The sequence below is a fragment of the Coprococcus sp. AM11-30B genome, assembly GCF_027674365.1.
GTDB classification, from domain to species: domain Bacteria; phylum Bacillota; class Clostridia; order Lachnospirales; family Lachnospiraceae; genus Allocoprococcus; species Allocoprococcus comes.
Map to the genome: position 1 here is coordinate 25176 of NZ_JAQDVB010000025.1, position 26954 is coordinate 52129.

The window sequence follows — 26954 nt, forward strand, 5'->3', positions numbered from 1 at the left end:
TACAGGTGAAGCTGCACCGGAAGAATAAAAATGTTATAATTTGTTTATGGAATGAAGTCCTCTTGTGTGTTACAATACAAGAGGACTTTTGTTTTATAGAGAATAGTTGTCGAACGAAAGGGTGAAAACTATTAAAGAAAGGAAAGTGTTTACGGAAGAGAAAATTACAGTTCGGATGACAGATACATACCTGTTTGACTTTACGTTATAGCATACCTATTCGAAACTGGCAGGTTTTCTGACAAATATTCTGGGAGCAGCGATTGCTTTTATGGGAATCATCATGCTGGTTATGGGAAAGATAAAACTCGTGCAGATTATTTTTTATCTGGTAGCAGCGGTTGTGTTTATTGTGTATACACCATTACTTCTGAAATACCGTTCTAAAAAGCAGGTAAAAGAAATTGAACGTTACCACGTTCCGAATGAAATGACTTTCAATGATGAAGGTATCCAGGTAGAGTTTGCTTAAAAAAAGAAACTTATGAATGGGAATAGATCCAGGAGGTAGTTACAACACCAAAGACAATTGGATTTTATTATGAGACAGAAAAGGCATTGATTGTACCAAAACCGGATTTTGGGGACAAGTTTGTACCGATTTTGACATTGGCAACAAAAAAACTCGGACCGGCCAGAGTACATCTGAGATAGCCTGTTATGTGGAGGGGAAAATGTTACAGGAAAGACGGAATCATATATTACAGAAAGTAACAGAAAATGGAAAAGTAAGAGTTGCGGATTTGAGCCGTGATCTGTCCGGTTAAGGATGTATACAAGATCATTACGGATTCGCAGATCAGCAAAAAGTATATCCGAAAAGCGGAGCATGAACAGATTCCACTTGTGATAGCCGGAAAACGGGAGCAATAATATGATATATGAGAGAATACAAAAGGGGCGCTTTTTAAAGCGCCCTAATCGATTTATAGCAAAAATAGAAATAAATGGAAAAGAAGAAACGGTCCATGTGAAGAATACAGGGAGATGCGCGGAACTTCTGGTTCCGGGAGCAGAGGTGCTTGTCCAGAAGTCTGAAAGTGCAGAGCGTAAGACTGGCTGGGATCTGATCGGTGTCAGGAAAGCTGATCGGCTGATCAATATGGATTCCCAGGTGACGAACAAAGTGGTACAGGAATGGATTGAAGCCGGGAGATGGTTCAAGGATGTGAAGGTCGTCAGACCGGAAGTTACCTATAAGAATTCCAGGTTTGATCTGTATGTGGAATATGAAGAGAAAAAAGCGTTTATAGAAGTGAAAGGGGTTACGCTGGAAGAAGAAGGCGTGGTAAGGTTTCCGGATGCACCGAGCGAGCGGGCGGTGAAGCATTTAAAAGAGCTGGAAGCAGCGGTACAGGATGGATACGAGGCGTATGTATTCTTTGTGGTCCAGATGAAAGGAGTACGTTATTTTACACCAAACAGACGGACGCACAAAGAATTTGCAGATGTTCTTGCGGAAGCAGCAGGAAGCGGAGTTCAGGTGATCGCAAAGGACTGTTTTGTGACAGAGGATTCCATTGCAATTGCGGACGAAGTTCCGGTAGTACTTACCAATCCACAGCTTTATGAAGCACCGGAGCTGCTTGTGGAATGGTACAGAGAGCGGAAACGGGATCTGCCGTGGAGACATCATGTAAATGCCTATCGGGTATGGGTGTCTGAAATTATGCTGCAGCAGACGAGAGTGGAAGCAGTAAAGCCATTTTTTGAGCGTTTCATGACAGAGCTTCCAACGGTAAAAGATCTTGCCGAGGCACCGGAGGATAAGCTTTTAAAGCTCTGGGAAGGGCTTGGATATTATAACCGGGTACGCAATATGCAAAAAGCAGCGCAGAAGATCGAGAAAGAATACGCAGGAAAATTTCCGGAAAATTATGAGGAGATCAAGGCGCTTCCAGGAATTGGAAATTATACGGCAGGGGCAATTTCTTCTTTTGCCTATGGAATTCCAAAGCCGGCAGTGGACGGAAATGTTCTCCGGGTGGTATCAAGACTGCTGGCGAGCGATGAAGATATTATGAAAGCGTCCGTCAGGACAAAGATAGAAAATGCGATTGAACCGGTGATCCCAGAAGATGCGGCATCGGATTTTAACCAGGGGCTGATCGAACTTGGCGCGATTGTCTGTGTGCCGAATGGGGAGGCAAAGTGTGAAATCTGTCCTCTTACGGGAATCTGTGAAGCGAAAAGGCTGGGAATCCAGAATGAACTGCCGGTGAAGAAAAAGGCAAAAGCGCGCAGGATTGAGGAGAGAACCGTTTTGATTTTTAAGGATGGTGATCATGTGGCAATCCGGAAACGACCGGATAAGGGACTGCTTGCAGGTATGTATGAGTTCCCGAATCTGGACGGAAAGCTTACGATGGACGAAGTAACCGCTTACAGTAAATCTATCGGGCTTGCACCGATCCGTGTGAAAAAGCTGCGGAATGCGAAGCATATTTTCAGCCATATTGAATGGCATATGACTGCGTATGAGGTGATCGTGGATGAACTGGAGAAGAACTGCAAAGAAGAGATGATCTTTGCACATCCGGAAGAAATACAAAAGGAATATTCCATGCCATCGGCGTTTAGTGCATGGAAGGTGAAATAAAAGAAGGACATTGCTTTTCGATTTTGCGAAATGCGATGTCCTTTCTTTGGATCAAACAAAATAATTATAAGTGTTTAAATCACCTGACGTGCAAGCCGTGGTGACTTTGCTCCTTCCTGTGCATAAATTAGTGAGTACATGAAATATGCCATCACACATGCAGCAACTACATCCACTACGGAATGTTGCTTCAGGAACATGGTTGACAGAATGATCAGAATGCTTAAAACAAGAGATCCTTTCTGAATCAGTCTGGAATGCTGAAGCTTCTCGCAATGGGAAATTGCGATGTAACAACAAATAGAGTTGTATACATGAAGACTTGGAAGCACATTCGTAGGTGTATCCGTCTGATAGATCCGTTTAACCAGCTCGATACAGAAGTTATCACGCGTAAATACTTCCGGCCTCAGGTTTAATCCGTTCGGAAATACCGTGCAGATGATCAGAAAAATGGTCATACCGCTGAACATGATCGCGGAGGCTTTGTAAAATCCCTGTTTATCATTAAAGAACAAATATCCCAGTGTGACTGCAATATAAGCAAACCACAGCAGGTACGGAATGATGAAATATTCACAAAACGGGATGTAGTCATCGAATATCGAATGGATTACAAAATAATTGTCGGTCACATGGCGTTCCAGATAAGTAAACCATGGAAAATAAATAAAAGCATATAGTAATACCCATGCATGGCTGTATGTATGCATCAGTGTCTTTAATTTTTTTAAAATATGACTCATGATAAAAATCAGCTCCTTCGGGTGAAGATGTTTCTTTCTTGTTACTAGAGGTAGTATAACATTAAAAATTTTTCTCGACAACAGACTTCATAAAACATTCATATTTTTTTCTATTCTCTATTTTACGGAGAAACCTTCAAAGATATACATATCATATTTATTCCGTGCAGTTTTATAAGCTTTTTGATTGCGGAGTGTCCAGACTGCCATCGGAATACGGTACAGATAGTGGTTCAGCCAGACGGAAGGATTGCCGGCATCTGCAAGTTTATAAGAAATAAAGTCCGGACGACAGATCAGGTTGGTCAGCAGGAACTGTACACAAAAGCGCGCCAGAAAAGGATTTTCCGGATTCGTGCGAGTCAGGGCAGAAGAAAGCTGTCCACGAAGAACCTGAGGCGCATGCTTGTGAAACCATCGGATTCCAAGGGAGTTGAAAGACTGGACCATATAAGGTCCTTTATAATCCTTTAAAATATCCCATGCGGCAGGACAGAGCTTCATATTGCTGTCCGGAAGCTTTAGTTCAATCAGAAGAGGAACCCGCCCATTGACATAGCGAAGGACATCTGAAAAAAGTGGCATATGCTCCGAAGTTCCGGAAAGATACAGGTGCTGTAGCGCATCAAACGTGGAATCCTCAACTGTCCCTTTGGCATTGCAGATCCGCTTTAAAGACTCGTCATGGAATACGACTACTTTTCCATCACGGGTGAGATGGATATCAAGTTCGATGGCAAGATTTTGTTTTACTGCCTCACGAAATGCCGGCATAGAATTCTCGGGAATCAGCCGGGAAGAATCATGTAGTCCGCGATGGGCATAATCCCGCTTGAGATAAGGGAGGATTTTGCTTCGGCGGGAAGTATTCGGCATGATCATATGTAAATATAAGAAAAAACATACAACAACAGTTAAAAGAATCCAAAACAACAGCATAGAAAAGTCCCCTTCTTTTATGTAATAATTTTCAGTGTCTCAGGTTCGAGAGAGAACGAAACATCCTTCTGGAGATAAATCGGTTCGCCGTCAGAATGTACCGGAAGTGCTACTTTTGAGTGTACTTCTGCTTTTTTACAGCGGAAGATATGTACGCCTGGAAGTCGGGTATGCTTTCCGGAAAACACAGTCGGCAGAATTGCCAGAGCAATAATTTTGGGAACATCTGCAATCACAATAAAGTCCAGCAGATCATCATCCGGTTTGGCATCCGGGCAGAATTTGCATCCACCACCTTCATAAGGAAGATTAAATGCAGAGGCAAAGAAAACCCGTTTAAAATGAAGTCTTTTGGTATCGTCCAGAAGGATTTCCATCTCATCTGGCTGACAGCGGCGCAGACGGTAGAGTGAGCAGGCTGCATAGGCAAGTTTGCCCAGACCGAGCCGGTTAAAAAAGACTTTAACCCTGGAAATACAAAGTTGATGGCAGATAGCTGCATCGTATCCGATTCCGGAACTGACGGCAAAACGGTGAACCTTGTCATGATAGTGCAATACACCAAGATTGATCTTGCGCGTCTGTTCAGAATGAAGTACCAGATCCAGAGCTTTCATGGTATCGGATGGAAGGGCAAGTCCCCGGCCAAAATCATTGCCAGAGCCGATCGGAATGTAACCGAGGGTAACCAGGCTTAAATTCTGCAGACCACAGATTACTTCATCCACACTTCCATCACCACCAAGTACAACGATCGTAACAGGATCCCCGGAGGCGGTAAGCTCGGCGGCAATTTCCGTTGCGTGATGCCGGTGATGTGTAAAATGGATCTGGTAATCTATATGTTCTGCTATCAGCTTTAATTTAATCTTTTCCCATAGTGCAAGTCCCTGACCCGAGCGGGCGTTAGGATTGGCTATAAAATGATACATAAAGTCATCCCTTCACTTCTATAAATTTAGTTTCATTCTAGCATCGGAATGAGAGGATATTGTCAAAAAAACAATAAAAATGCAAAAATTTATTGAGGCAGAGTGTTAAAAGTGCTATTCTGGTACATGTGTTAAAAAATGAACATAAAATAAATGGAGGTAATACTGTGAAATTTATAAGACAATTCTTGATTATCATATTGATTTCCTTTGCGGGAGAGCTTTTGCATGCAATCCTTCCACTACCGGTTCCTGCAAGTATTTATGGCTTGCTGATCTTGCTGGCAGGTTTACAGACAAAAGTAATTCCTTTGAAAGCAGTTGATGAGGCCGGTGGATTTCTGATTGAAATCATGCCGATGCTTTTTATCCCTGCAGGAGTAGGTCTGATGGTATCATGGGGAGACTTAAAACCGGTTCTTGTCCCGATTATGGTTACAATTGTAGTGACAACAGTGCTGGTTATGGGCGTGAGTGGAAGAACTGCTCAGTTTGTACTGAAGAAAGAGGAGAAGAAGGATGAGTAATATGCTGCATGGATCGACCTTTTTTTGTATGGCGATCAGTCTTTTTGGATATGAGGCAGGAATTTTTCTGCGTAAAAAGTTAAAAATTGGTATCTTCAATCCACTTCTTGTTTCGATTGTTTTTGTAATTATCGTGCTAAAAGTGACTGGAATTGATTATGATACTTATGATAAGGGAGCGAATGTACTGAGCTACCTTCTGACACCGTCTACAGTCTGTCTTGCAATTCCGCTTTATCAGCAGATGAATCTTCTTAAGAAGAATCTGAAAGCGATCATTGCAGGAATTACAACAGGTGTATTTGCCAGCCTTGCCGGTGTATGGGTATTTTCTATGTTGTTCCACCTGAAGAAGCAGTTCTATGTAACGCTTCTTCCAAAATCAATTACCACAGCGATCGGTATGGGAATCTCAGAAGAGCTTGGTGGAATTGTGACGATTACAGTTGCTGCGATCGTAATTACCGGGATTATTGGAAATATGTTTGCAGAGGGAATCTGTAAGCTCTGCAAAATTGAGCATCCGATTGCAAAAGGACTGGCAATCGGAACAGCTTCCCATGCTATGGGAACGGCAAAGGCAATGGAAATCGGAGAGATTGAAGGAGCAATGAGCAGTCTTTCTATTGCAGTGGCCGGATTGATGACGGTTGTAGGTTCATTGATTTTCTATCACCTGTATTAGAGAGGAGTGTGCAGAATATGGAGAAAACAATTATCTGTATCGGACGGGAATATGGAAGCGGCGGACATGAAATCGGTGAATTGCTGGCAAAGCGTACCGGTTATGCGTTTTACGATAAAGAGAAGCTGTTTGAAATTGCAAAGATGCGCGGATACGAGAAAGAAATGCAGGAGTATCTGGATGAACAGCCGGTGGACAGCCTTCTTTATTCAATCGCAATGAATTTTGCAGAACCGAAGAAGAAGCCATATCCATTTAAGCTGATTGAGGAGCTTGTGGAAGAAGGACCATGTATTATTATGGGAAGGTGCGCAGGTTATCTGATGAGAAACCGAGAAGAAGCTTTTAGTGTGTTTGTCCATGCAGATATGGAAACACGAATTGAACGCGTGAAAGAGCGTGATCATATTACAAGCAGAATGAAAGCGAAACGTAAGATCCAGGATGTGGATGAGAAAAGAAGCGCTTTTCGTAAGGATTATACCGGACAGGAATGGGGAATGTCGAAGAATTATGATCTTTCGGTCAGCACTACAGAGTTGTCCTATGAACAGGCAGCAGATCTGATTCTGTATTATAAGAAGATGACAGAAGAAGCTGACAGAGCTTAGAAGGTATAAAAAGAATATACTAGTTTGTTGAATCCAGAAATGGGAAATGACATGGCAGGTCATTTCCCATTTCTGGATTTTAGAGATATAGAAGGGCTCAATTTCTATATCTTAGTTTATAGAATATGTGGCTTCCATAAATTATTTATATATTCGTTACAATCTTTTAGAGGGCAAAATTTGATTTATCTAGGCATTTCCCATGCGTTATGATCTGTGTGAAGCAACATATGTGACTTGTGAGAAAGCGGTTTCTCAAAGAAATCACGGTACAGACGGAGTACATCCGGGTTCTCATGTGAGAAGCGAAGTGGTGCATTCTTATCAAGGAAATAAAGATTTTCACCACGTGTCCGTGCAAGTTCTTCTCCGTCATGGATTGGCTGACCGCCACCGCCGACGCATCCGCCAGGGCAGGCCATGACTTCTACAAAATCATAATGTACTTCACCATGTTCGATTGCTTCGATCAGTTTACGTGTGTTTCCGAGTCCGCTGACAACAGCAGCACGAACAGTAGCATCTCCAAGCTGGATCTCAGCTTCTACAACACCTGGTTGTCCACCAGGATTGCGGACAATCTTGAATGCATCCGGATCAGGGTTACGTCCGGTTACAAGGTAGTGAGCAGAACGAAGTGCTGCTTCCATAACACCACCTGTTGTTCCGAAGATAACACCGGCACCGGTCCATTCTTTCATCAGAGGATCGCATTCACGATCAACCAAAGAAGCAGGATCAATATGTGCAGAACGGATCATGCGTGTCAATTCACGAGTTGTAAGTACAACGTCTGTCTCGTGTCCGGCATATTCACCATAGAACAGTTCCATGTTACTTTCGCCTTTTTTGGCAACACATGGCATGATAGATACAGTAAACATATTTTCCGGTTTCACACCGATGGATTCTGCAAAATAGCTCTTCATAACAGAACCGAACATCTGCTGTGGTGATTTGGCTGTTGAAAGCTGTGGCACCAGATGTGGGTACTGTGATTTAAGGAAGCGTACCCATCCAGGGCAGCAGGAGGTAAACATCGGACGAAGATTTAATTCGCCTTTTGTAAATCTCTGCAGGAATTCATTTCCTTCTTCCATAATAGTAAGGTCTGCTGTGAAGGAGGTATCGAATACATAGTCAATACCCATTTTCTTCAGAGCATCCATGATCTTGCCGACAGTTGCTTCTTCACGGGAAAGACCAAGAGCTTCACCCCATGCAGCACGTACAGCAGGAGCAACCTGTGCAACAACGACTTTCTTGTCATCAGCGATTGCATCCCATACTTTCTCTGTATCATCACGTTCGCGCAGAGCGCCGACCGGGCAGTGAGTAATACACTGACCGCACAGAGAACAGGAAACCTCGGAGATCTTATGGTTGCCGGTTACATTAATGGTAGTACGGGAACCAGTACTTGTCACATCCCAGATATGTAAATCCTGGATCTTGTCACAGACCTGGATACAGCGCATACATTTGATGCATTTCTGTGAGTCTCTGATCAGCGGAAATTCTTTATCCCAAGGGAATTCTTCCAGACGCTGCTTAAATGGTATTTCGATGATGTTCAGGTCATTTGCAAGACTCTGCAGAGTACAGTTACCGCTTCTGACACAGGTAGCACATTTGCAGTCGTGTTGGGAAAGGATAAGCTGTACAGTCTGTCTTCTGGCTGTACGAACCTTTGGGCTGTTTGTATGGATTACCATACCTTCTTTTACTACGTTGTTGCAGGAAGTTACCAGCCGTTCCATTCCCTCGAGTTCAACAACACAGACACGACAGGCTGCGATCTCGTTGATATCTTTCAGATAGCAGAGCTTTGGAATCGGGATATCCGCCATTTTGGCAGCATCCATGATAGTAGTACCTTCCGGGACAGATACGTTTATATTATCAATTGTAAGATTTACCATAATGTTTCACGACCTCCTTTGAAAATGCCGTAGCCGAAGTGGTCGCAACGCAGACATCTGCTGGCTTCCTGTTTCGCTTCTGCCTCGGACATGCAGTTTTCTACACCGTTAAAGTCACAGACACGTTCGCAGGCTTCACGCTCGGTCATGTTTACTCTTCCGCACGGCGGGCGGTCATCAAGACGCGCTTCAGGAATCTCAACGTCACAGCTGATAATGTGGTGATATCCCAGGTATTCGTCTATGTTAGCAGCTACTACTTTTGCAGCAGCAATAGCTTTGATTACGGATGCAGGACCGGAAGCACAGTCTCCACCGGCAAATACACCCGGAATGTTATCGAATCCGCCGTATTTTTCGGTTAAGATCTTACCTCTCTGTACAGGAACACCGGCTTCTTCAAAGTGCTGGTATTCAATATCCTGTCCGATCGCAACGATCAGTGTCTGGCATGGAATGAATACGTCAGGAGCACCTGTCGGACGTACACTTGCACGACCGTCTTTGATCTTACTGATCATCTGTGGTGTAACGTAGACTCCTTTTACGTGACCGTTTTCATCTGTTTCGATGTGGGAAGGAGCCATCAGAGTCTGTACTTCGATTCCTTCTGCAACAGCACCTTCAATCTCTGCCGGAAGGGCAGTCATATCTGCCACGCGGCGGCGGTAAACGATGCTGACTTTTTTAGCACCCAGACGTTTTGCAGTACGGACAGCATCCATAGATACGTTACCGCCACCGATAACAGCTACTTCCTGTCCGGTAAGATCCGGGTTCTGGTTCTTTCCTACATCACGAAGGAACTGAACAGCAGAAAGGACACCTTCTGAGTGTTCACCTTCGATACCAAGTTTCTTATCGGTACTTGCACCGATTGTAATAAGGACTGCGTCATATTCTTCACGCAGGCTCTGGATTGTCATATCAGTTCCGATACGTTTGCCAAATTCTACTTTTACGCCGGTCTCGAGGATGGCGTTGATGTCATCGTTCAGACGGTCTTTCGGAAGACGATAGTTTGGAATGCCATAACGGAGCATACCACCAAGCTCAGGCAGCATCTCGAATACAGTTGTCTGGTGTCCCATAAGCTGCAGATAGTAAGCCGCACTTAATCCACCAGGACCGCCACCTACGATAGCGATGCGCTTTCCGGTAGATGGAGCACATGGCGGAGGTGGAACCTTTCCGGCATAATCCGCAGCCATTCTCTTAAGTCCGCGGATATTGACTGCATCATCCACGATATTACGACGGCAGCGTGCCTCACAAGGATGTTCACAGATAAATCCACAGGTTGTCGGGAACGGATTATCTTTGCGGATCAGACGGATCGCATCTGCATAACGTCCTTCTCCGACAAGAGCGATGTATCCCGGGATATCTACGTGTGCAGGGCACAGAGATACACAAGGAACAGGCTGTGCATACTGGCAGGTACATCTTCCCTGGCGCACATGTTCTTCATAATCTTCACGACATCCCATCAGGCTCTTGTAAACCATATGAGCTGCTTCATACCCGATCGCGCAGTCAGCTCCTTCCATGATTGACAGAGCAAGTTCTTCCATCAGGTCTAATGTTTCCATAGTTGCGTCCCCATTCAGAACATCGGTCAGCAGGTTCTTCAGCTGCCACAGACCAATACGGCACGGCACACATTTTCCGCAGGTGTGTGTATGACACATCTCCAGGAAAGCACGAGTCATGTCTACAGGACACAGTCCCGGAGGACTGGATTCGATTCTTCGCTCCAGATCTTTGTAGAGCCCTTCGATAACCAGCTGGGCTTTGTCCGGTGCAGTGATTTCAAGTCTACTCATAGCTTTTTCTCCTTTAACTTTTTTTGCCAGTCCATAGATCAGATGAAGAAAAATTATAGGGGAAACATCTGAATGCTATAGACCAACTCTATGGACACACTTATAATGATATTGTATGCATTTCAGTACAATCTTGCAAGCAAAGTTAATAAATAGACAAATAAGTTAATTTTGTCACAAAATGATAAAAAATATCAGCAATATGCACAAAATGGCAGAACAACGATAAAGGGTGCAAAAAATAAAAAAATTATGTTACAATAACACTTGTAAAAGAGATGTCTGTTTTACAGGCACAATTAACAGAAAGGGCGGAACAGGAGAAATGAAAGTAACAGATTTTGGTGCAACAGTTAAAGGTGACGAGACAAAATTATATACGCTCACAAATAAAAACGGAATGGAGATTGCAGTATCCGATTACGGTGCAACGCTGGTACAGGTGATCGTACCGGACAAAGAAGGCAAGCCGTGTGATGTTGTGCTTGGATATGATGAGGCAGCAGGATATGAAGAAGGAGATCTGTTCTTCGGTGCAATTGTCGGGAGAAGTGCAAACCGTATCGGAGGAGCATCCTTTGAACTGAACGGAGTGACCTATCAGCTTGAAAAGAATGATAATGGCAATAATCTCCACAGCGGAATGGATTTTTATAACCAGAGAATGTGGAAGGTAAAAGAAACCGCAGATGATCATATTACATTTGAACTGGACAGCCCGGATGGTGATCAGGGATATCCGGGAGCTGTACATATTGAGGTAACATATACTCTGACAGAAGACAATGCAGTGAAGATCGCTTACCATGCAGTTCCGGATGCAGATACTCTGATCAACATGACAAATCACAGCTATTTTAATATGGATGGACATGCATCAGGAGATGTACTGGATCAGGAAGTATGGATTGATGCAGATGCATTTACCAGAGCCGATGCCGAGTCTATTCCGACAGGCGAGATCACACCGGTAGAAGGAACACCGATGGATTTCCGCACAAAGAAAGCAATTGGCAAAGAAATCGAGACAGATTATGAAGCACTGAATTTCGGAAAAGGATATGATCATAACTGGGTTCTGAACAATAAAGGAGAATTTGCGAAAGTGGCAGAGATGTCCTCGGAAGAGAGCGGAATCACTATGGAAGTTTATACAGACCTTCCGGGAATGCAGCTTTATACAGGCAACTTTATTGTTGATGCCAAAGGAAAAGGCGGGGCGCATTACCACAAACGCCAGGCAGCCTGCTTCGAGACACAGTTCTTCCCGGATGCAATCCATAAAGAGAATTTTGCCGGGCCGGTATGCAAGAAGGGCGAAACTTACGAAACAACAACGATGTACAAGTTTATATAACAACAGATAAGCCGAAAAGGTGCCATGGACATAAAAATCCATGACACCTTTTTTGAAAATATGTGCTGTAAAAAATCAGCGAAGGAATATGAAAAATTCATTTTACGCTGTGGTATATCTGTGAAATCAGAAAATGCCATCCAGATAATGCCCGATCGAACGGCGGATATTACCTTCAAAATCAGTCTCTCCGTTATGCAGACACCATTCAAATACATTTCCGATAACCAGCATACGGATATCAGTGCAGATTTCATCCAGGGAAATCTTTGGCGCAATGATGCCGGCATCAATCGCTTTGCGAAGATAATTCTCTACGGTAAGGATTGGGTACGGTCGCTCGGTACGGATCGTTGGGTTCAGTGCCTGGTTGCGCGGTGTGTAGTAGTTGGACATGAATTCTACTCCGAGTTCCCGGCAGTACTGTGCGTAATTCAGATAAACGTGGATGATACCGATCTTTGCCTCATCTGCATCTTCCGGCGTATCCAGAAGATCCGGATTGATGCTTGGCTGTTCTTCAATATAATAAGATAAAAGATCATCTTTGGTTTTAAAATGATGATAGAAGCTGCCGTTGGAGACACCTGCTTCATCACAGATATTTTTTATGGAAAGCTGATCGTATCCCTGCTTCTGCAGAATTGTCTTGGCTGCATGAAAGATACGTGCTTTGGTTTCTTTTGATTTTTTCTGTTGTCTGGACAGTGGCTCTTTTTCAATATCGCTTGACATTTGGTTAATCCTTTCTTAAAACTTTTCAGTCAGATTAGCTGTAGTATAGCATATTTAATAGAAAAAGACAAGAAAACCGAGCAAACTCTGTAATTTTAACGGGAATTGAAAAATAAGAGATGACATGGTATCATTAAATCCATAGCGAACAAAAAGAGAGGATTGGATATCAATGGATATTAACCAGAAAATAACAGAAGAACTGGGCGTAAAAAAGTGGCAGGTAGATGCGGCTGTAAAGCTGATCGATGAAGGAAATACCATTCCGTTTATTGCGCGTTACAGAAAAGAAGCACACGGTACACTGGATGATGAACAGCTTCGTAAATTATATGAACGACTGACCTATCTGCGGAACCTGGAAGAGAAAAAAGAACAGGTTCTTGCAAGTATTGAAGAACAGGGCAAGTTAACACCTGAGCTGAAAGCACAGATCGTGGCAGCAGAGACGCAGGTTCTGGTGGACGATCTTTATCGTCCGTACAGACCCAAACGCCGGACCCGTGCGACAATTGCAAAAGAAAAAGGTCTGGAACCACTGGCGGTTCTGATTTCTCTTCAGAATAGTAAGGAGCCCCTGGAAAAAGAGGCAGAAAAATATGTTTCTGAAGAAAAGGGCGTGAAAAATGTGCAGGAAGCGATTGACGGTGCGAAAGATATTCTTGCAGAAAATATTTCAGATGAGGCAGATTACAGAAAGAGGATCCGCGATCTGACGTTCAAAAAGGGTACGCTGGTTTCTGCTGCAAAAGATGAAAAAGCAGAATCTGTATACGAGATGTATTATGATTTTACAGAAGCGGTCAGCAAAGTAGCCGGACACCGCGTACTGGCACTCAACCGTGGAGAAAAAGAAAAATTTCTGAGTGTTAAGATTGAAGCACCGGAAGAGGAAATTCTCCGTTATCTGGAAAAGAAAGTGATCCGCAGGGATAATCCATACACAACACCGGTTTTGAAAGAGGTTGTGGCCGACAGCTATCAGAGACTGATCGCACCGGCGATCGAGCGTGAACTGAGAAATGAACTGACGGAAAAAGCAGAAGATGGCGCAATCCTTGTGTTTGGAAAGAATCTGGAGCAGCTTCTGATGCAGCCGCCGATCGTCGGACAGGTTGTGCTTGGATGGGATCCTGCATTCCGTACCGGATGCAAGCTTGCTGTGGTAGATCCGACCGGAAAAGTAATCGGCACGACTGTAATTTATCCGACAGCGCCTACGACTCCGAAGAAGATCCAGGCAGCAAAAGATCTGCTGAAAAAGATTATTCCAAAGTATCACATCTCTTTGATTTCCCTGGGAAATGGAACAGCATCCAGAGAATCAGAACAGTTTATTGTAGAACTGTTAAAAGAGATTCCGGAAAAAGTGCAGTATGTGATCGTAAATGAAGCGGGAGCATCTGTGTACTCAGCAAGTAAACTTGCTACAGAAGAATTCCCAAAATTCGATGTCGGGCAGAGAAGCGCGACATCCATCGCAAGACGTCTTCAGGATCCGCTTGCCGAACTGGTAAAGATCGATCCGCAGTCGATCGGTGTCGGGCAGTATCAGCATGATATGAACCAGAAAAAATTAGGAGAAGCACTTGGCGGTGTGGTAGAAGACTGTGTAAATAAAGTCGGTGTGGACCTAAATACTGCATCGGCTCCGCTACTTTCTTATATTTCCGGTATTTCCGGAACCCTTGCGAAAAATATTGTTGCTTACAGGGAAGAAAATGGAAAATTTGAGAATAGAAAAGAACTTCTCAAAGTACCAAAACTTGGACCGAAAGCATTTGAGCAGTGTGCCGGATTTATGAGAATCCAGGGCGGAACCGATCCACTCGACGGGACCAGTGTACATCCGGAGTCTTACGAGGCGGCAAGGAAGCTTCTTGAAAAGCAGGGCTTCAAGCCGGAAGATATTGCAGGCGGCAAACTTGCAGGTCTGTCTCTTACCATCAAAGATTACAAAAAGCTCGCTGAGGAACTTGGAATAGGAGAGATCACCCTTCGGGATATTGTCAAAGAGCTGGAAAAACCGGCGCGTGATCCACGAGATGAGATGCCGAAACCAATTCTCAGAACGGATGTCCTTGATATGAAGGATCTGAAGGAAGGAATGATTCTGAAAGGAACCGTGCGAAATGTCATTGACTTTGGTGTATTTGTCGATATTGGAGTGCATCAGGACGGATTGGTGCACATTTCCCAGATCACGGATCGTTTTATCAAGCATCCACTGGAAGCAGTCAGCGTAGGAGATGTTGTAGATGTAAAGGTGATGAGCGTTGATCTACAGAAGAAGCGGATCCAGCTTACAATGAGAGGAATTCAGTAATACATGTTCGGATATGTGACGGCGAATGAGCCGGAATTAAAAGTAAAAGATTATCATAAATATAAAGCGTATTACTGTGGCCTTTGTCAGTCGCTGAAGAGACAGTATGGCAGCGCAGGTCAGCTTACGCTTGCCTATGATATGACATTTGTGATCATTTTACTTACTTCTTTATATGAAAGTGAAACAAAGGCAGAAAGCCATCGCTGTAAGATGCATCCGTTAAAGCCACAGCCAATGCTGGAAAATGAGATCACAGAGTATGCGGCCGATATGAATCTGATCATGGCGTATTATCATCTGGAAGATGATTGGAAGGATGAGAAGAAAGTAGCAGGGCTTCTCGGAAGTATGGCCTTGAAGCGAAAAGTAGAAAAAGCAATTCGGAAATATCCAAGGCAGAGTCGTGTGATCAGAGAAGAAATGGCAAAGCTTTCGGAATATGAAAGTCAGGGTATACAGGAAGTTGACTATCCGGCAGGCTGTTTTGGCCGGCTGATGGAAGAGATGATGGTATATAAAGAAGACTGCTGGGAACAGCAGCTTCGAGGGATCGGTTTCTATCTGGGCAAATATATTTACATTATGGATGCTTACGAAGATCTGGATAAGGACCTGGAAAAAGGAACTTATAATCCATTAAAAAAGATGCATGAAGAAGCCGGATATGAAGAAAGATGCAGAGACATTCTGTGCATGATGATCGGCGAATGCGCAAGAAATTTTGAAATTCTGCCATGTATACTGGACGTGGATATCCTGCGGAATATCCTGTATGATGGCGTATGGAAACATTACAGAAAGATACAAGAAAAGAAAAGCGAGGAAAAGGAAGATGACAAAGAATCCTTATGAGGTGCTTGGCGTATCACCAAATGCGTCGGAAGAGGAGATAAAAAAGGCGTACAGAGAACTGAGCCGGAAATATCATCCGGATGCCAATGTGGATAATCCGCTTCGGGATCTTGCTGAAGAAAAGTTCAAAGAAGTACAGGAAGCTTATGATGAAATTATGAAAGAGCGGGCGAATGGAGGATATAATTACGGATACGGCGCAGGTTCAGGGAACTATTCTTATGGTAATAATTCCTATGGGAATCAATCTTATGGCAATGGCAGATACCAGCAGTACAATAATATGAATCCGGAGATGCAGGCGGCATTCAATTTTATCAATAACCGCAGATATCAGGATGCGATCAATGTATTGAACCGTATGAATGACCGGACGGCACAGTGGTATTATGCAAGTTCCATGGCCAACGCAGGCGTCGGTAACAATGTGCTGGCAAGGGATTATGCTGCGCAGGCGGTGAATATGGAGCCGAATAACCCGCAGTACAGAGAACTGATGAACCAGCTGAACTGGGGAGCGCAGAGATATAATAGTAATCCGTTTGGTCAGGGATATGGCAATCGTAATTCCTCACCATGTGGAACTGGAAATATGTGCTGTGATCTGTGGATCGCAGATTCATTATGTGAATGTATGGGAGGGGATCTGTGTCCATGCATCTAAATGCAAAAAAGACTGCATTTGCAGGTGTTATGCTTGCACTGACAGAGGTGGGGATTGCGCTTGGCAGTGTGATCGAAACAAATACCCTTTTTTTACTGGCGGCGGCATCCTTCTTTGTCGGGATTGTGATTCAGGAATTTGGATTAAAAAGCGGGGCAGGTTTTTTACTGGCTGGAATTTTGCTGGGAATCTTTCTGTCTCCGAATAAATTATATGTGGTTTCCTATACATTTATGGGATTTTATATTCTAATTATAGAAACAATATGGCATTTTCTTGGAAGAGCTTCCGGATGGATCAGAAGCCGTAACTTTTTCTGGCTTATGAAATATCTGGTATTTAATGTACTTTATATTCCGGGTTTAATATATTTCTGGAGTATGTTATCTGAAAAAAAGGCTGCAAAAGGAATAATGCTTATGTCTGTTGTATTCGGACAATTTATACTTTTTGTCTTTGACAAGACGTATGAATATGCAATGGGGAAAATCTGGAAAGAAAATAGACATAAATTCGGGTTTTAAAGCATATATAGTACAATAATGATGATGTGAGTGTCGAAAGTAAATTTTGCCACTCACTGATGTAACCGGATCGCTCCATTGCTACGCAATTCCCACAATCCTCGAACACATCATAATGATAATAAAAAATAAATTTTTATGTATTTTTTGCACAAAAAAGTGGAAAATTTAACAGAAAAATTGTATAATATAAGACAGGACAAATAGGAAAGAGAGGATTCACTTATGAAGCAGAATAATATGCTTGCTATGATCTTGGCAGGCGGACGAGGAAGTCGTCTTCACGAGCTTACAAATAAAGTAGCCAAACCTGCGGTTTCATATGGTGGGAAATACAGAATCATTGATTTTCCACTCAGCAACTGTGCCAACAGCGGAATTGATAATGTAGGAGTCCTGACACAGTATGAGTCTATTTTACTTAACAGTTATGTAGCGGCAGGCCGCAGATGGGGGTTAGATGCCCAGAACAGCGGAGTCTATGTACTCCCACCGCGTGAAAAAGCGGATGCAGACCTGGATGTATACAGAGGAACAGCAGATGCAATTTCACAGAACATTGATTTTGTGGACATGTTTGCACCAGAATATGTACTGATTCTTTCCGGTGACCATATTTATAAAATGAATTATGATAAGATGCTTGATTATCATAAAGAGACTGGAGCAGATGCAACAATCGCGGTCATTGAGGTTCCGATGAAGGAAGCAAGCCGTTTCGGCATTATGAATACGGATGATGAGGGAAGAATTGTAGAGTTTGAAGAGAAACCGGAGAATCCAAAGAGCAATCTGGCATCCATGGGTATTTACATATTCAACTGGAAGCTTTTAAGAAAGATGCTCCTTGCAGATATGAAAAATCAGGATTCCAATCATGATTTCGGAAAAGATATTATTCCGACTATGCTGAATGATGGAAGAAAGCTCTACGCATACAAGTTCAAAGGATATTGGAAAGATGTCGGAACAATCGATTCCCTGTGGGAAGCAAATATGGATCTGATCAACAATAAAAATGAACTTGATCTGAATGATGATTCATGGAAGATTTACACAGAGGATACAACTGCGCTTCCGCAGTATGTTGGTCCGACAGCAGAGATTGAAAGAGCATTTATCAACCAGGGCTGTGTGATCAATGGAAAAGTCAAGAATTCTGTATTGTTTACAGGTGCAAAAGTCGGCGAAGGCGCACAGATTATTGACAGTGTACTGATGCCGGGCGTTGAAGTAGAAGAAGGTGCAGTTGTAACAAGAGCGCTTGTGGCTGATGGCGTAAAGATTGGCAAAAATGCAGTTGTCGGATCAGCAGACAGCGAACATATTGAATTAGTATCAAAACGTGTTAAGGGGGATGAGTAATATGGCACAGGCATTTGGAATCGTAAGTTTTGCCGGCAACAATATCCGGGTAGGAGAGATGCAGAATTACCGTCCGGTTGGTGCTGTTTCATTCCTTGGAAGATACAGAGTTATTGATTTCCAAATCTCTAATATGAGCAACAGTGAAATCGAACATATTCAGGTTTATGTAAGAAGAAAACCACGTTCTCTTACAGAACATCTTGGAACAGGACGTCATTACAATATCAACTCAAAGAGTGGACGTCTTCATATTCTTTATTCTGATTTTGAAAATGCAGAATGGAGTGTATACAATAATGACCTGGCGGCATATGAAGAAAATATGGAGTGCATTGAAGCTGTAAAATATCCATATGTAGTTATTGCGCCAAGTTATATGATTTATACACAGAATTATGATGAATTACTTAAGACACATATTGAATCCGGTGCAGATATTACCCTGTTATATCACAGTGTGGATAATGCAAAAGAATACTATCTGAACTGTTCAACACTTAATCTGAACAAGCAGAAAGGTGTTCTTTCATTAGAACCGAACCATGGCAACGCGAAAAACCGTAATATTTTCATGGATACATATGTAATGCGCAAAGATCTGTTCATGGAACTGGTCAAAAAGGGAAGAAAGATTTCTTCCATGTTCACACTTAATGATATTGTGAATATGGCTTGCAGTGAACTGGATATACGTGGAGTGTCACATCGAGGATTCTTTGCATCTATCACAGATTTCAAGAGCTACTATAATGCAAACTTATCACTGATCGATATGAAGAATGCAGTGACTTTGTTTGATAAGAGCTGGCCAATTTACACAAGAACAAATGATTCCTGCCCAACAAAGTATTACGAAGGAGCAAGTGTCAAGAAGTCAGTAATTTCCAATGGATGTCTAATCGAGGGTACTGTTGAGAATTCGGTAATCGGACGTGGCTGTGTAATTAAGAAAGGTGCAGTTGTCAAAGACAGTGTTATCCTTCCGGGAGTTGTAATTGGAGCGGATGCACGGATTGAAGCACAGGTAGTGGACAAGAGTGCAAGGATTGTCCATGCAAAGGAACTGATTGCAGATCCGGAAAAACCAGGATATGTAAGAAGAAATGATACTTTATAATCAAAAGAAATTCAACAGAGAGAAGAATGCCGGCGTGGGCAGACTTCTCTCTGTTTTTTGGTTTCATAAAAAAAGAGGTTCATAACGAACCCCTTTTGCTGCTTTGTAAAATTATAATCTATTCGCGTCCCATTTGTAAAATCGGGCTGATCTTTTTGTAGATCAGGAATACGATCAATGATACCAGGAAACCTTTCAGCAGATTGAAAGGTGCAACAGAAAGTAGAACAAAAGTCAGAAGACTGTTGATATGACTGTTGACTGCGGTTCCCATGGCAACCAGTGCATCGATCGGCATATGGAATGCAGCAGCGTATGCCGGAAGCAGAAGGTATGCATTGATAAAACATCCGACAATTGTCATAAAAACAGTTCCCGTTACCATACCGATGATCGCACCCTTGCGAGAATGTAACTTCTGATAAAGCAGGGAAGCCGGAATACACATTGCACATCCGACCAGGAAGTTCCCGAGGTCTCCGACACCGGCTGTTGATGTACCTCTGATCAGGAGGTTCAACAGGATTTTGACCAGTTCGATCAAAGCGCCGGCTACAGGACCCATGGTAAATGCTCCGACAAGGACCGGAACTTCACTGAAATCAATTTTGTAAAAGGTTGGTGCAAATGGAAGTGGAATATCAAATAACATCAGAACCATAGCGATTGCTCCGAGTACACCAATCTGTGCGATTGCCTTTGTGCTGATACGGTTTTTTCCTTTCGTTGTTGTTTTTTGGTTTGTCATTACATCTGTACTCATTTTTTTCTCTCCTTTTCTCTTGAAAAAATCAGATGAATTCAGGAGGAAAATCTTCGAAAGCCTATGCAAAAAAATCCCCGACGTGATACGTCGGGGGATTACTTGCAAAATCACTTTTTCTTCTCTCATCCAGACTTTACTGTCGGTTTTGGAATTGCACCAAATCAGCTGTCAGAAATCTGACAGGTCGCGGACTGTAACCGCCGGTTGGGAATTCTGCTTATACTATATCGATAAGAAGTCACCCTACCCCGAAGAATTTCCTTGTTCATTTGAACACATTATAGCGCAGGCGTATATAAAATACAAGTACAAGTTAAGAAAAGACAGTGCTTTTCTAAACCCGGAGTGAGCAGTAACGACTTGTTTCCAAAGATTCGGTATGATATAATCGGTGTGACTTAATCTGATATGGAGGAAAATGAATGAATATAAAGTTTGAAGTAAAAATGACAAAAAAAGCCATGTTTGATTTTATGCTCTATACTTCCTATACAAGCCTTAGTGGAATCGTTGGTGTGATTTTCGGTGGTGTAACACTGGTGCTGGGAATCAGACAATGTATGTTTGGAAGTTACAGTACAGCTGCAACGTTCTTTTTGTTTGCCGCAATTTTTCTGATCGGAAACCCACTTCATTTAAAAGCACGTGCGGCAGAACAGGTAATGCGCTCCCCGATGTTTCAGAAACCGATTAGTTATGAACTTAACGAAGAAGGAATCCGCATTTCACAGGATGAACAAAGTGTGCTTAATGAATGGGGAGATTTCCGAAAGGCAGTTTCAACCGGTCAGTCTGTAATTATATATGTAACAAAGGTAAGAGCACTGATTTTTCCAAGAGAATCCCTGGGAGAACAGTATGCGGCAGCAGTGCAGATGATTTCTACACATATGTCAGCCAAGAAAGTCAATATCAGACACGTCAGTGCAAATTAGGAGGCAGACCAGAAGATGATAATTGAAACAAAAAGTGCCAAAGAAACCTATGATCTCGGTAAGAAGATCGGGAGTCATGCAAAAGCAGGAGAAGTCTATACACTGGTAGGAGATCTCGGCGTCGGAAAGACCGTATTTACCCAGGGACTGGCAAAAGGACTGGGGATTGAAGAACCGATCAGCAGTCCAACCTTTACAATAGTCCAGGTATATGATGACGGAAGACTTCCGTTCTATCATTTTGATGTGTATCGGATTGGTGACATTGAAGAGATGGACGAGATTGGTTTTGAAGATTATGTATATGGAGACGGTGTAAGCCTGATCGAATGGGCGAACCTGATCGATGAGATTCTTCCGGCGAACCGGACAGAGATCACGATAGAAAAAGATCTGGAACAGGGATTTGATTTCCGCCGGATTACGGTAGAGAAAAGAGGAGAATAATATGCGCATTTTAGCAATAGACAGTTCGGGACTTGTTGCAACTGTCGCAGTAGTTGAAGAAGAAAACGAAATTTCCAAAACGATTGCAGAGTATACGATCAATTATAAAAAGACACATTCACAGACCTTATTACCGATGTTGGATGAAATCGTGAAGATGACGGATATGAATCTGGATACGATTGATGCGATTGCGGTAGCAGGAGGACCGGGATCATTTACCGGACTCAGAATTGGTTCAGCAACTGCAAAGGGACTGGGGCTGGCACTGAAGAAGCCTTTGATTCACATTCCGACAGTAGACGGACTTGCTTATAATCTGTGTTATACAGACAGGATCATTTGTCCGATCATGGATGCAAGAAGAAATCAGGTATATACTGGTATTTATCAGATGGACGGTGATAAACTGCAGGTTTTGGAAGCACAGATGGCAGTCGAAATCGATGAACTTGCCAAAAAACTTTGTACTTATGGAAAACCAGTGATCTTTCTTGGAGACGGTGTACCGGTGCATAAAGACAGGCTGGAGAAGGAATTGATGACGAATCATGATATTGCATTTGCACCGGCACATATGAACCAGCAGAGAGCTGCAGCAGTCGGTATGCTTGGAATTCAGTATTATAAAGAAGGAAAAACAGAAACCGCAATGGAACACAAACCGGATTATCTGCGTGTATCACAGGCAGAACGGGAAAGAGAAGAACGTCTGAAAGCAGAAAAAACACATGAGTAATAGAGATGGCATAGAAATTACTTTGATAACAGAAAATGACAGAGAACGAATGGAACAGGTGGCGCAGATGGAAACAGACGTATTTCCGGATCCGTGGAGTTATCATGAAGTGAGATCAACTGTCAGACAGAAGCATACTTTTTGTGCGGCAGCAATGGAAGGGGATACCCTGCTGGGATATTTTCTGTGTTATTATGTTCTGGATGAATGCGAGATTGCAAGAATTGCAGTTGCTGAATCTGAAAGACGCAGAGGAATTGGACAGATGCTGTTTGGATTTATGGAACAGATCTGCCATGAAAAGCAACTGAAAAGAATGCTTCTTGATGTCCGTAAGAGTAATCAGACAGCGATTGCTTTTTATGAAAAAAACAAATTTGGAATCGATGGAGAGCGAAAGTTCTATTACGGAGGAAAAAATCCGGAAGATGCAATCCTGATGAGCCGTATGGTTTAGAAAATGGAAGAAATCGCAAGAATATACAAGACTTCCCACTGGAAGGCGTCAGTCTGTGACGTTATAATGTACCTGAACATAGAAAGAGCTGAAAAATGAAATGGCAGTCTTTTTTGCAAAGATACTCCGGAGGAAGTAAGATGCGTAATTATAAAAAAATTCAGACAGAAAAAAATACAGTCACAAAGATTGTGTGCAATAAATGTAAAAAAGAAATCACAATAAAAAATGGAATACCGGAGGAAGAGATGCTTACAGTTGAAAAAAGATGGGGATATTTTTCGCACAAAGACGGAGAACTCCATCGATTTGATATCTGTGAGGAATGTTATGATACCTGGATAGCATCTTTCCAGATTCCGGTATATGGAGAACAGGAGTTAGAATGTTAGATGTATGTTTGCTTGGAAGCGGTGGAATGATGCCGCTTCCTTATCGATGGCTGACCGCACTTATGACAAGATATAACGGCAGCCAGCTGCTGATTGACTGTGGTGAAGGCACACAGATTGCGTTAAAAGAGAAGGGATGGAGTTTTAAACCGATCGATGTAATTTGTTTCACACATTACCATGGAGATCATATCAGCGGACTTCCGGGACTTCTTCTTACAATGGGAAATGCGGACAGAAAGGAACCGCTTACTCTGATTGGACCGAAAGGTCTGGAGAGAGTGGTGAGTTCTCTGCGAGTGATCGCGCCGGAACTGCCATTTGAAATCCACTATAGAGAAATTACAGAGCCAGAACAGATTTTTGAGATGGATGGATATCGTCTGAAAGCATTTCGTGTAAAACATAATGTGATCTGTTACGGTTATACGATTGAGATCGACCGTGCCGGCAAATTTGATGTGCAGAGGGCAACAGAACAGAAAATTCCGAAGGAATACTGGAAACATCTTCAAAAAGGTGAGACAGTAGAGCTTGACGGAAGAATACTGACGCCGGAGATGGTCCTTGGACCACCTCGAAGAGGAATTAAGCTTACCTATTGTACAGATACAAGACCGACGGATTCTATCCGGAAGAATGCAAAAGGGTCAGACCTGTTTATCTGCGAAGGAATGTACGGAGAAAAAGAAAAAGCGGCAAAAGCAGTAGAATATAAGCATATGACCTTTTATGAGGCAGCAAACCTGGCAAAAGAGGCGGAGGTGGGAGAAATGTGGCTTACGCATTACAGCCCGTCCCTGCGCCATCCGGAAGAATATATGGATGAAGTGCGGGCAATCTTTCCACATGCGATCGCAGGAAAAGACCGTATGACAACAGAACTGGATTTCCCGGAATAAGCAAAGCAGTAGAGAGAAGGAAAAATATGGATACAGAGAAAAAGGATATATTAATACTGGCAATTGAAAGTTCCTGTGATGAAACGGCAGCAGCCGTTGTAAAGAACGGACGACAGGTGTTGTCAAATGTGATCTCATCACAGATAGATCTACATAAATTATATGGTGGTGTGGTTCCGGAAATCGCATCGAGAAAGCATATTGAAAAGATTAATCAGGTAATAGAAGAGGCTCTGGAAAATGCAGAGGTTACACTGGATGATATTGATGCAATCGGTGTAACTTACGGTCCGGGGCTTGTTGGTGCGCTTCTTGTCGGTGTGGCAGAAGCAAAAGCAATCGCATATGCGAAAAAGTTACCACTTGTTGGAGTTCATCATATTGAAGGGCATATTTCTGCAAATTATATTGAGAATCTGGAACTGGAACCACCGTTCTTGTGTCTTGTTGTGTCTGGGGGACATACGCATCTCGTATGCGTCAAGGATTATGGAACTTATGAGATTCTTGGAAGAACCAGAGATGATGCGGCAGGAGAGGCTTTTGATAAAGTGGCTAGAGCAATTGGCCTGGGATATCCGGGAGGACCGAAGATTGATAAGCTTTCAAAAGAGGGGGATCCAGATGCAATCCCATTTCCACGTGCGCATATCGAAGATTCCCCATATGATTTCAGCTTCAGTGGCGTGAAGTCAGCAGTTTTAAACTATATTAACGGCTGCAAGATGAAAGGGATTGAATACAACCGTGCTGATATTGCTGCATCCTTCCAGAAAGCAGTTACTGATGTGCTGGTAGACAATGCAATGCATGCAGTAAAAGAATATGGACTTAATAAGTTTGCAATTGCGGGAGGCGTGGCGTCAAACAGTAGTCTTCGTGCAGCAATGAAACAGGCATGTGAAAAGAATGAAATAGAATTTTACTATCCGTCACCGATTTTCTGTACAGATAATGCAGCAATGATCGGTGTGGCGGCTTATTATGAATACATAAATGGAACCAGACATGGATGGGATCTGAATGCAGTCCCGAATCTGAAACTTGGCGAAAGATAGAGTGGGCGATCCACGAAATGCAGGTAAAAAGGAGAGAATAATATGAACAGGGAAAAATGTACAGCAGTAGTCCTGGCAGCAGGAAAAGGAAGCCGGATGGGTACAAAAATACAGAAGCAGTATCTGGAAATATGCGGAAAGCCTGTACTTTACTATTCTCTTGCTGCATTTGCAGCATCTCCGATTATTGATGAAATTGTTCTTGTGACAGGAGAAGGTAAGACTGATTATTGCCGGAAAAATATTATAGAAGCTTATGGAATCACAAAAGTTAACAAAATTGTGGTTGGTGGAAAAGAACGGTATGAATCTGTATATAAAGCACTAAGAGAAATAGAACCGGAAGGTTATGTCTTTATTCATGATGGAGCACGTCCGTTTGTTGATGAATCGATCATAGAACGAACTTACCAGGCAGTAAAAGAATACCGGGCATGTGTGGCAGGAATGCCATCGAAAGATACGGTAAAGATTGTAGATGAGAATGATTTCGCAGTAAATACACCAGAACGAAGATTTGTGTGGTGTATTCAGACTCCGCAGGTATTTGAGACTGCATTGATTCGTCATGCATATTTTAAATTGATGGAAAATGAAGAAAATGAAAAAGGGATAACAGACGATGCGATGGTTGTAGAGCGTATGGAAAACTGTGCAGTAAAGTTGGTAGAAGGTTCGTATGAGAATATAAAGATTACAACGCCAGAAGATCTGATATTAGCAGAAAGTCTGATCAAAAAAAGAAATTGAAAAAAATTTAAAAAAAGTGTTGACAATAATGTATCACTATGATATTATCTATCTTGTCGCTGATACACAGCAACAACTTAATAAATGCGGAGAGGTATCGAAGTGGTCATAACGAGGCGGTCTTGAAAACCGTTTGTCCGAAAGGGCGCGTGGGTTCGAATCCCACCCTCTCCGGTTGAAGCAGAACAATATGTTCTGCTTTTTTTATTGTTCGGCTTGGCTTTTTGGGAGTAAAAAGGTGAAATGAAAAAAGGTAAGATTTATCTTTGAAGTTACATTATTTTACAAGATTAAATTCCACATGAGAGTGGAATTTAATCTTGTAAGTGAGTAATATATAAAACTTGAAAATAGTACTGGACAAAAAAGAAAGAATCGTGTATATTAAATAACGGACGTTTTGGAGAAATACCCAAGCTGGCCGAAGGGGCTCCCCTGGAAAGGGAGTAGGTCGTTAATAGCGGCGCGAGGGTTCGAATCCCTCTTTCTCCGTTTTGTTCAAAGCTAAAAAGCAGTAATCGATAAAACATAATATTGAATGTAAAATACAGATCAAGAAAATGTGAAAAAAGTCGAAAAAAGTGCTTGACATTCAGGAAAACGGATGTTATTATAAACAAGCTGATGCATGAGAAATGAAAGTTTTAAATGCAGAACAAAAAATAAAAAAAGTTGTTGACAAATATGAAACGCTTTGATATAATATAAAAGCTGTTGCATGAAACGGCAACAACAAAAAAGAACATTGATAACTGAACAATAGACAACAAACCCT

27 protein-coding genes, 2 tRNA genes and 1 riboswitch are annotated in these 26954 nt (G+C 42.5%); of the genes, 22 read left to right on the forward strand and 7 right to left on the reverse strand.

All coding sequences use genetic code 11. From position 1 onward, the window contains the following. Positions 1-271 precede the first annotated feature (271 nt). On the forward strand, positions 272-472 hold the full coding sequence (locus PGU50_RS14950; RefSeq protein WP_270247312.1) for a hypothetical protein: 201 nt from the start codon (positions 272-274) through the stop codon (positions 470-472). A gap of 402 nt (positions 473-874) precedes the next feature. Beyond that, the gene (mutY, locus tag PGU50_RS14955) at positions 875-2599 is read left to right on the forward strand and encodes an A/G-specific adenine glycosylase (protein WP_270247314.1); all 1725 of its coding nucleotides are present in this window, start codon (positions 875-877) and stop codon (positions 2597-2599) included. A gap of 74 nt (positions 2600-2673) precedes the next feature. Here the strand turns inward: mutY and PGU50_RS14960 are convergent, their stop codons facing one another. From PGU50_RS14960 to PGU50_RS14970, 3 genes are all read right to left on the reverse strand, one after another. Continuing rightward, complete coding sequence (locus PGU50_RS14960) at positions 2674-3345, reverse strand: phosphatase PAP2 family protein (RefSeq protein WP_117824525.1); 672 nt, start codon at positions 3343-3345, stop codon at positions 2674-2676. A 117-nt stretch (positions 3346-3462) separates the two neighbouring features. Then, positions 3463-4284 carry a glycerophosphodiester phosphodiesterase family protein gene (locus PGU50_RS14965; RefSeq protein ID WP_270247315.1) on the reverse strand — a complete coding sequence of 274 codons (822 nt, stop codon included), beginning with the start codon at positions 4282-4284 and terminating at the stop codon, positions 3463-3465. A gap of 17 nt (positions 4285-4301) precedes the next feature. Continuing rightward, positions 4302-5216, reverse strand: a complete 915-nt coding sequence (locus tag PGU50_RS14970) for a diacylglycerol/lipid kinase family protein (protein WP_270247316.1) — start codon at positions 5214-5216, stop codon at positions 4302-4304. A gap of 167 nt (positions 5217-5383) precedes the next feature. Here PGU50_RS14970 and PGU50_RS14975 point away from each other — a divergent pair, with 167 nt between their 5' ends. Genes PGU50_RS14975 through PGU50_RS14985 form a run of 3 tightly spaced genes read left to right on the forward strand, consistent with a single transcriptional unit; the run spans position 5384 to position 7039 of the window. After that, positions 5384-5743 (forward strand): CidA/LrgA family protein, encoded by a 360-nt coding sequence (locus PGU50_RS14975; RefSeq protein WP_022220001.1) that lies wholly within the window; start codon positions 5384-5386, stop codon positions 5741-5743. Then, positions 5736-6428: an LrgB family protein gene (locus PGU50_RS14980; RefSeq protein ID WP_117559267.1), complete on the forward strand. Its 693-nt coding sequence runs from the start codon at positions 5736-5738 to the stop codon at positions 6426-6428. The genes PGU50_RS14975 and PGU50_RS14980 overlap by 8 nt, the downstream gene beginning before the upstream one ends. Positions 6429-6445: 17 nt before the next feature. After that, on the forward strand, positions 6446-7039 hold the full coding sequence (locus PGU50_RS14985; RefSeq protein ID WP_117559265.1) for a cytidylate kinase-like family protein: 594 nt from the start codon (positions 6446-6448) through the stop codon (positions 7037-7039). Between the two features lie 185 nt (positions 7040-7224). Here PGU50_RS14985 and PGU50_RS14990 read toward each other — a convergent pair whose 3' ends face one another. Together PGU50_RS14990 and PGU50_RS14995 are read right to left on the reverse strand one after the other, a co-directional pair. Continuing rightward, positions 7225-8961, reverse strand: coding sequence for a [FeFe] hydrogenase, group A (locus PGU50_RS14990; RefSeq protein WP_008373638.1), 1737 nt, complete (start codon positions 8959-8961; stop codon positions 7225-7227). Then, entirely contained in the window at positions 8955-10787 is a 1833-nt protein-coding gene (locus tag PGU50_RS14995; protein WP_270247317.1) for an NAD(P)-binding protein, read from the reverse strand. The genes PGU50_RS14990 and PGU50_RS14995 overlap by 7 nt, the downstream gene beginning before the upstream one ends. A 325-nt stretch (positions 10788-11112) precedes the next feature. Here PGU50_RS14995 and PGU50_RS15000 point away from each other — a divergent pair, with 325 nt between their 5' ends. Beyond that, on the forward strand, positions 11113-12144 hold the full coding sequence (locus tag PGU50_RS15000; protein ID WP_055156242.1) for an aldose epimerase family protein: 1032 nt from the start codon (positions 11113-11115) through the stop codon (positions 12142-12144). 126 nt (positions 12145-12270) lie between these two features. Here PGU50_RS15000 and PGU50_RS15005 read toward each other — a convergent pair whose 3' ends face one another. Then, a complete protein-coding gene (locus PGU50_RS15005; RefSeq protein ID WP_022220003.1) occupies positions 12271-12879 on the reverse strand; it encodes a TetR/AcrR family transcriptional regulator in 609 nt (202 codons plus the stop codon). A 172-nt stretch (positions 12880-13051) separates the two neighbouring features. On the opposite strand from PGU50_RS15005, the gene PGU50_RS15010 reads away from it, so the two are divergent. The 6 genes from PGU50_RS15010 to glgD all read left to right on the forward strand — a co-directional run bounded on the left by PGU50_RS15010 (position 13052) and on the right by glgD (position 19733). Continuing rightward, complete coding sequence (locus PGU50_RS15010) at positions 13052-15205, forward strand: Tex family protein (protein WP_270247318.1); 2154 nt, start codon at positions 13052-13054, stop codon at positions 15203-15205. 3 nt (positions 15206-15208) lie between these two features. After that, on the forward strand, positions 15209-16060 hold the full coding sequence (locus tag PGU50_RS15015; RefSeq protein WP_055247562.1) for a DUF5685 family protein: 852 nt from the start codon (positions 15209-15211) through the stop codon (positions 16058-16060). Continuing rightward, complete coding sequence (locus PGU50_RS15020) at positions 16041-16724, forward strand: DnaJ domain-containing protein (RefSeq protein ID WP_118218344.1); 684 nt, start codon at positions 16041-16043, stop codon at positions 16722-16724. Before PGU50_RS15015 ends, PGU50_RS15020 begins: the two co-directional genes overlap by 20 nt. Beyond that, positions 16715-17248 (forward strand): hypothetical protein, encoded by a 534-nt coding sequence (locus tag PGU50_RS15025; protein ID WP_270247319.1) that lies wholly within the window; start codon positions 16715-16717, stop codon positions 17246-17248. Before PGU50_RS15020 ends, PGU50_RS15025 begins: the two co-directional genes overlap by 10 nt. Positions 17249-17473: 225 nt before the next feature. Continuing rightward, the gene (locus PGU50_RS15030; RefSeq protein ID WP_117559255.1) at positions 17474-18613 is read left to right on the forward strand and encodes a glucose-1-phosphate adenylyltransferase; all 1140 of its coding nucleotides are present in this window, start codon (positions 17474-17476) and stop codon (positions 18611-18613) included. Position 18614: 1 nt separating this feature from the next. Next, positions 18615-19733 (forward strand): glucose-1-phosphate adenylyltransferase subunit GlgD, encoded by a 1119-nt coding sequence (glgD, locus tag PGU50_RS15035; protein WP_117824531.1) that lies wholly within the window; start codon positions 18615-18617, stop codon positions 19731-19733. A gap of 118 nt (positions 19734-19851) precedes the next feature. On the opposite strand, the gene PGU50_RS15040 is transcribed toward glgD, so the two are convergent. Continuing rightward, complete coding sequence (locus tag PGU50_RS15040) at positions 19852-20496, reverse strand: ECF transporter S component (RefSeq protein WP_270247321.1); 645 nt, start codon at positions 20494-20496, stop codon at positions 19852-19854. A gap of 113 nt (positions 20497-20609) precedes the next feature. Continuing rightward, positions 20610-20759: riboswitch (FMN riboswitch) on the reverse strand. Positions 20760-20921: 162 nt separating this feature from the next. Here PGU50_RS15040 and PGU50_RS15045 point away from each other — a divergent pair. The 10 genes from PGU50_RS15045 (at position 20922) to PGU50_RS15090 (ending at position 26671) form a co-directional block, all read left to right on the forward strand. Continuing rightward, entirely contained in the window at positions 20922-21434 is a 513-nt protein-coding gene (locus tag PGU50_RS15045; protein WP_118218347.1) for a YcxB family protein, read from the forward strand. Positions 21435-21449: 15 nt separating this feature from the next. Next, positions 21450-21881, forward strand: a complete 432-nt coding sequence (tsaE, locus tag PGU50_RS15050; protein WP_055158645.1) for a tRNA (adenosine(37)-N6)-threonylcarbamoyltransferase complex ATPase subunit type 1 TsaE — start codon at positions 21450-21452, stop codon at positions 21879-21881. Position 21882: 1 nt separating this feature from the next. After that, the gene (gene tsaB, locus PGU50_RS15055; protein ID WP_055158647.1) at positions 21883-22620 is read left to right on the forward strand and encodes a tRNA (adenosine(37)-N6)-threonylcarbamoyltransferase complex dimerization subunit type 1 TsaB; all 738 of its coding nucleotides are present in this window, start codon (positions 21883-21885) and stop codon (positions 22618-22620) included. Then, a complete protein-coding gene (gene rimI / locus PGU50_RS15060; RefSeq protein ID WP_270247322.1) occupies positions 22613-23077 on the forward strand; it encodes a ribosomal protein S18-alanine N-acetyltransferase in 465 nt (154 codons plus the stop codon). Before tsaB ends, rimI begins: the two co-directional genes overlap by 8 nt. Positions 23078-23217: 140 nt before the next feature. Then, positions 23218-23469 carry a hypothetical protein gene (locus PGU50_RS15065; RefSeq protein WP_055158650.1) on the forward strand — a complete coding sequence of 84 codons (252 nt, stop codon included), beginning with the start codon at positions 23218-23220 and terminating at the stop codon, positions 23467-23469. After that, positions 23463-24371 carry a ribonuclease Z gene (locus PGU50_RS15070; protein ID WP_008373675.1) on the forward strand — a complete coding sequence of 303 codons (909 nt, stop codon included), beginning with the start codon at positions 23463-23465 and terminating at the stop codon, positions 24369-24371. Before PGU50_RS15065 ends, PGU50_RS15070 begins: the two co-directional genes overlap by 7 nt. Positions 24372-24397: 26 nt before the next feature. After that, positions 24398-25429 carry a tRNA (adenosine(37)-N6)-threonylcarbamoyltransferase complex transferase subunit TsaD gene (tsaD, locus tag PGU50_RS15075; RefSeq protein ID WP_008373677.1) on the forward strand — a complete coding sequence of 344 codons (1032 nt, stop codon included), beginning with the start codon at positions 24398-24400 and terminating at the stop codon, positions 25427-25429. Positions 25430-25471: 42 nt separating this feature from the next. Beyond that, on the forward strand, positions 25472-26179 hold the full coding sequence (gene ispD, locus PGU50_RS15080; RefSeq protein ID WP_117834625.1) for a 2-C-methyl-D-erythritol 4-phosphate cytidylyltransferase: 708 nt from the start codon (positions 25472-25474) through the stop codon (positions 26177-26179). 88 nt (positions 26180-26267) lie between these two features. Then, positions 26268-26353, forward strand: a tRNA-Ser gene (locus PGU50_RS15085). A gap of 228 nt (positions 26354-26581) precedes the next feature. After that, positions 26582-26671, forward strand: a tRNA-Ser gene (locus PGU50_RS15090). The last annotated feature ends 283 nt before the right edge of the window (positions 26672-26954 follow it).

Coding starts and splice junctions, on each gene's coding strand:
- PGU50_RS14950 (WP_270247312.1), top strand. CDS start 272: ATGGGAATCATCATGCTGGTTATGGGAAAGATAAAACTCGTGCAGATT.
- mutY (WP_270247314.1), top strand. CDS start 875: ATGATATATGAGAGAATACAAAAGGGGCGCTTTTTAAAGCGCCCTAAT.
- PGU50_RS14960 (WP_117824525.1), bottom strand. CDS start 3,345: ATGAGTCATATTTTAAAAAAATTAAAGACACTGATGCATACATACAGC.
- PGU50_RS14965 (WP_270247315.1), bottom strand. CDS start 4,284: ATGCTGTTGTTTTGGATTCTTTTAACTGTTGTTGTATGTTTTTTCTTA.
- PGU50_RS14970 (WP_270247316.1), bottom strand. CDS start 5,216: ATGTATCATTTTATAGCCAATCCTAACGCCCGCTCGGGTCAGGGACTT.
- PGU50_RS14980 (WP_117559267.1), top strand. CDS start 5,736: ATGAGTAATATGCTGCATGGATCGACCTTTTTTTGTATGGCGATCAGT.
- PGU50_RS14985 (WP_117559265.1), top strand. CDS start 6,446: ATGGAGAAAACAATTATCTGTATCGGACGGGAATATGGAAGCGGCGGA.
- PGU50_RS14990 (WP_008373638.1), bottom strand. CDS start 8,961: ATGGTAAATCTTACAATTGATAATATAAACGTATCTGTCCCGGAAGGT.
- PGU50_RS14995 (WP_270247317.1), bottom strand. CDS start 10,787: ATGAGTAGACTTGAAATCACTGCACCGGACAAAGCCCAGCTGGTTATC.
- PGU50_RS15000 (WP_055156242.1), top strand. CDS start 11,113: ATGAAAGTAACAGATTTTGGTGCAACAGTTAAAGGTGACGAGACAAAA.
- PGU50_RS15005 (WP_022220003.1), bottom strand. CDS start 12,879: ATGTCAAGCGATATTGAAAAAGAGCCACTGTCCAGACAACAGAAAAAA.
- PGU50_RS15010 (WP_270247318.1), top strand. CDS start 13,052: ATGGATATTAACCAGAAAATAACAGAAGAACTGGGCGTAAAAAAGTGG.
- PGU50_RS15015 (WP_055247562.1), top strand. CDS start 15,209: ATGTTCGGATATGTGACGGCGAATGAGCCGGAATTAAAAGTAAAAGAT.
- PGU50_RS15020 (WP_118218344.1), top strand. CDS start 16,041: ATGACAAAGAATCCTTATGAGGTGCTTGGCGTATCACCAAATGCGTCG.
- PGU50_RS15025 (WP_270247319.1), top strand. CDS start 16,715: ATGCATCTAAATGCAAAAAAGACTGCATTTGCAGGTGTTATGCTTGCA.
- PGU50_RS15030 (WP_117559255.1), top strand. CDS start 17,474: ATGAAGCAGAATAATATGCTTGCTATGATCTTGGCAGGCGGACGAGGA.
- glgD (WP_117824531.1), top strand. CDS start 18,615: ATGGCACAGGCATTTGGAATCGTAAGTTTTGCCGGCAACAATATCCGG.
- PGU50_RS15040 (WP_270247321.1), bottom strand. CDS start 20,496: ATGAGTACAGATGTAATGACAAACCAAAAAACAACAACGAAAGGAAAA.
- PGU50_RS15045 (WP_118218347.1), top strand. CDS start 20,922: ATGAATATAAAGTTTGAAGTAAAAATGACAAAAAAAGCCATGTTTGAT.
- tsaE (WP_055158645.1), top strand. CDS start 21,450: ATGATAATTGAAACAAAAAGTGCCAAAGAAACCTATGATCTCGGTAAG.
- tsaB (WP_055158647.1), top strand. CDS start 21,883: ATGCGCATTTTAGCAATAGACAGTTCGGGACTTGTTGCAACTGTCGCA.
- rimI (WP_270247322.1), top strand. CDS start 22,613: ATGAGTAATAGAGATGGCATAGAAATTACTTTGATAACAGAAAATGAC.
- PGU50_RS15065 (WP_055158650.1), top strand. CDS start 23,218: ATGCGTAATTATAAAAAAATTCAGACAGAAAAAAATACAGTCACAAAG.
- PGU50_RS15070 (WP_008373675.1), top strand. CDS start 23,463: ATGTTAGATGTATGTTTGCTTGGAAGCGGTGGAATGATGCCGCTTCCT.
- tsaD (WP_008373677.1), top strand. CDS start 24,398: ATGGATACAGAGAAAAAGGATATATTAATACTGGCAATTGAAAGTTCC.
- ispD (WP_117834625.1), top strand. CDS start 25,472: ATGAACAGGGAAAAATGTACAGCAGTAGTCCTGGCAGCAGGAAAAGGA.